Origin of the sequence: Flavonifractor sp. An91 (genome assembly GCF_002159225.1) — a bacterium.
Classification (GTDB): domain Bacteria; phylum Bacillota; class Clostridia; order Oscillospirales; family Oscillospiraceae; genus Flavonifractor; species Flavonifractor avicola.
Genome location: NZ_NFHA01000076.1, coordinates 1 through 3,425 on the forward strand (window position 1 = coordinate 1; position 3,425 = coordinate 3,425).

4 protein-coding genes are annotated in these 3,425 nt (G+C 60.8%); all 4 read left to right on the forward strand.

Features of this window, described 5'->3' with window-relative positions; genetic code table 11:
* A partial coding sequence (locus B5G42_RS17350; protein ID WP_206406215.1) for a Cas9 inhibitor AcrIIA9 family protein occupies positions 1 to 464 on the forward strand: 464 nt, incomplete at its 5' end.
* Positions 461 to 2,410 (forward strand): PcfJ domain-containing protein, encoded by a 1,950-nt coding sequence (locus B5G42_RS17355; protein ID WP_087273118.1) that lies wholly within the window; start codon positions 461 to 463, stop codon positions 2,408 to 2,410. The genes B5G42_RS17350 and B5G42_RS17355, both read left to right, overlap by 4 nt.
* A 45-nt stretch (positions 2,411 to 2,455) precedes the next feature.
* Positions 2,456 to 2,713 carry a hypothetical protein gene (locus tag B5G42_RS17360; RefSeq protein WP_087273121.1) on the forward strand — a complete coding sequence of 86 codons (258 nt, stop codon included), beginning with the start codon at positions 2,456 to 2,458 and terminating at the stop codon, positions 2,711 to 2,713.
* On the forward strand, positions 2,703 to 3,374 hold the full coding sequence (locus B5G42_RS17365) for a hypothetical protein (protein ID WP_087273124.1): 672 nt from the start codon (positions 2,703 to 2,705) through the stop codon (positions 3,372 to 3,374). The genes B5G42_RS17360 and B5G42_RS17365 overlap by 11 nt, the downstream gene beginning before the upstream one ends.
* Positions 3,375 to 3,425 lie beyond the last annotated feature (51 nt).

Sequence of the window (3,425 nt, forward strand, 5' to 3'; positions counted from 1 at the left end):
TGTGCCAGGATGATGTGGCCGCCGCATCCGTTCAGCGCATCCGGGAGGAGATCGAGCGCATCACCCGGAGGAATATGAAGGACTGCGTGGCCGCCCATCTCGCCCAGCTGTGTGCCGGCAACCCTGCCTTGGCCCGGAATGTGCTCTCGCCCCAGAAGTCCCTGGCCAAGTGTTTCCGCTACATCAGCCGGAAAGCCAGAGAGTATGCGGAACAGGAGCGGGCGGACGGCGATGTGACGGATGCCGGGCTCTACGGGTGTGACATTCCGGACGATATCGTGTACCAGTGGGCCGTGGACTATTTTAACGACCCGAATGCCGATAAAGAGCCCGAGCGGAAGCCATCCGTCAAACAGGGCAAGGCTATGACCCGGCCCGCAGCTCCCATCCAGCCGAATAAGGTTCCCGCCCCGGCAGGCGAGACCTATGAGCAGATGTCCCTTCTGGGAGGTGACGGACGATGAACAAGGCTGAGTGCCGCAAATATGCCGGCGAGCCCTTGCGTATTCGTGCGAACAGCGACCTGCTGTGCGCAGACCAGATCGAGTGGCTGACCACCGCCCGTGTCCGGGTGATAGACCACCGCCGTACCCTCGTGCTCCAGGTCTATTCCCGGGCCGGGGCGGCCCAGGGGGACCTGCTTCCCAAATGGACCGTGTTCCAGCAGAAAGACGACTATCTCACGCTGGAGCGCCGGGAGGATGGCACTGCATCCTGGCGCACGGCGTGCTTTGAGCGGCTGTCCCCTGATTGGAACTTCGTCTCCCGCTGTGCCTTCCTTACCCAGTCTGACCGAAAGTGCATCAGCCGCTTTTTCCATGATGATACGCAGGACGGCTTCGGCTGCCTGACGGCCCATCAAAAGCTGATACAGGAGGACCGGCAAAAAGCCCGGCAGCGGAAGGAGCGCCGCAGGATCAACGCCCGGATGCAGTCTGTCCCACCAGTTCCCCGGGGCCTGAAACGATGGCTGTACCGCAAAATCATGCCGGCGTACTTCTTCTACGACGCCGTGAAAGGCAGAAAAACAGTCCCCGGCGTCTGCTCCGCCTGCGGCAGGGAAATCTCGCTGTCCGGCGTCAGGTACAACGGGAACGCCCTCTGCCCATCCTGCGGCCGGGAACTGATAATGAAATCCCGCGGCCGCATGGGAAAGCTGACTGACCAAGAGACCTGCCAGGTCATACAGAGGACCGCCCCAGACGAGGTCGTGGTCCGGGTGTTCAAGGCCACCCTCCATCATGCAGACCCTGAACTGGACCTTTGGGAGGCCGCCCGCCAGTTCATCCGTCAGAAGCCCGGCGGCAGTCTGGAGGTAGACCACTATTACAGTTCCTTTGGCGTATGGAAAGCGGGGACCCGTCCCGTATTCAGCCACTGGCAGTACAACTTTGCGGCGGATGTCTGCGGCTATGTCTATCCCGGCAACCTGCCGGACGCCCTTCGTGACACGCCGTGGCAATACTGCCCTGTCACGCAGTTTTGCGGCTATTTCCAGGAGCCGATAGAGCTAAGGCCGCTTCTCACATCCTATATCACCCAGCCCAAAATCGAGCATCTCATCAAGGTGGGCTTTTGTGATCTGGTGTCCGACTTGATTTACAGACATCAGACCGTGCGCCTGGATCAGGAGCAGAACCGGACACACCGGCTTTTGCGTGTAGGGGCCGAGGATGTTCCCTTCCTTCGGGATATGCACATCGGGGCTTCCGGGCTGGCCGACTTCCAAACATATTACAGCATGGGACTAAAGGACCGGCAGGCGCTATTCCTCTGGCAGACCAGGCATGACATCCACTATATCGAGCGGAACATCCTGCCCTTCATGGAAGTCACCACGCCGCACAGGTTCATGCGCTATGTGGACGGCCAGACCAGGCGCCTGACCACCCGCACCGACCTGGGCAGACGTTATCAGAATACATACGATGTGGTCCGGGAATATGCCGACTATCTGGATCTGTGCCGGAAGCTGGAGTTTCCATTGAGCGATTCCGTCCTGTTTCCCCGGGACCTGCAAAAGGCCCATGACCGCGCCGCCACCCAGTGGAAGCAGGAATTGGACGCCAAAATGCGCCGGGATTTTCATGCGGCGATGGAATCTATCCGCCTCCATGCTGACTTTGAGCTGGACGGCATGGTGGTGCTCTGTCCCCAAAGCCCGGAGGACATCATTCAGGAGGGACAGGCCCTCCATCACTGTGTCGGCACCTATGTGGACCGCGTGGCAAAGCAGGAGTGCGTCATCCTGTTTCTGCGCCGGGCGGCTGAAGCGGACAAGCCCTTTTACACGCTGGAGATCAGAAACAGAAAAGTGGTCCAGGCTCGATCTGCCAACAATCGCCCAGCCACCCCAGAAGTCCAGCGGTTTCTCGACCAGTGGGAGCGGGAAGTCCTGCAAGCCGCATAAGATACGCCTGTCCTATCGGGCTCATACGGGGAGAAAGGATAAAACATGTCAGAACGCAGTAACGCCGGATATATCATTATCAGCGCCATCCGTGTCGGGGACGCAGAATATGTCCTCGGCGAGAACCCCAACGCCCCCGCACGGTTTGTCACATGGATGTGCAGAAACAGGAGCGATTACTTTTGGGGCCGCTACACAGATGACCCCCTGACCGCCCTGCGGAACCTGCTGGACCGGGCCGGGAGCGCACTGGAGGTGCTGGAGCGCCGGCAGAGAGAGGAGGCGGGCCAGCATGAGGATTGAACGCTTCCCACTGCAAGACCGGCTCGACCTGCTGGACACCGGCCGCTGTGCCCACCCCGAATACGCCGCGGCCATCATCCACCGCTTTGCTGATATGACCCTGCCTGAGTATTTCCGGGGCTTTGAAGCGGAGCTGGAGCGGCTTCGGTCCACCCTGGGCCTCTCCAGGGAGCAGGTACAGTCCATGACCTATAAACAGCTTGCCAAAGCCCTGGACGACCGGCTCTCGGTAACTCCCTCCTGTGGCGACGCCTACCTCTATGACGCGGCCGCCCTTCTGCTCCCGCCCCTCCTGGACACCCCTCCTGAACAAACAGAGCTTGAGGAGGACGGGGCCCCGCCCCTGGGGCAGCCCCTTCTCCCGCCCCGTTCGCTGGAGGAGCGTCTGAAGGCTGGCCTGACGCCGAGGGACTGTGTCCTTGTGGGCATGGAGGCCGGCAGTCTGATCCAGTTCATGGACGAGCTGGTAGCGCCCTGCGCGGCAGAGTTCACGGCCATTTATGAGCAGCATTTTCGACAGTATGGAAACAAGACGGTCTCTGAATTGGCCGCTGACTGCGCCGAGATGCCGGAAGCGGAGCGGCAGACCGTCTTGTATGAATTGCTGATCCACCCGTTTGCCTCCCTGGAGGAGCATCCCAACAAACGGTATTGCCCCTAAGCCGCCGTCCGGTTCCCAAGCGGTACCCTGACGGCGGCGGGCGATGGGTCC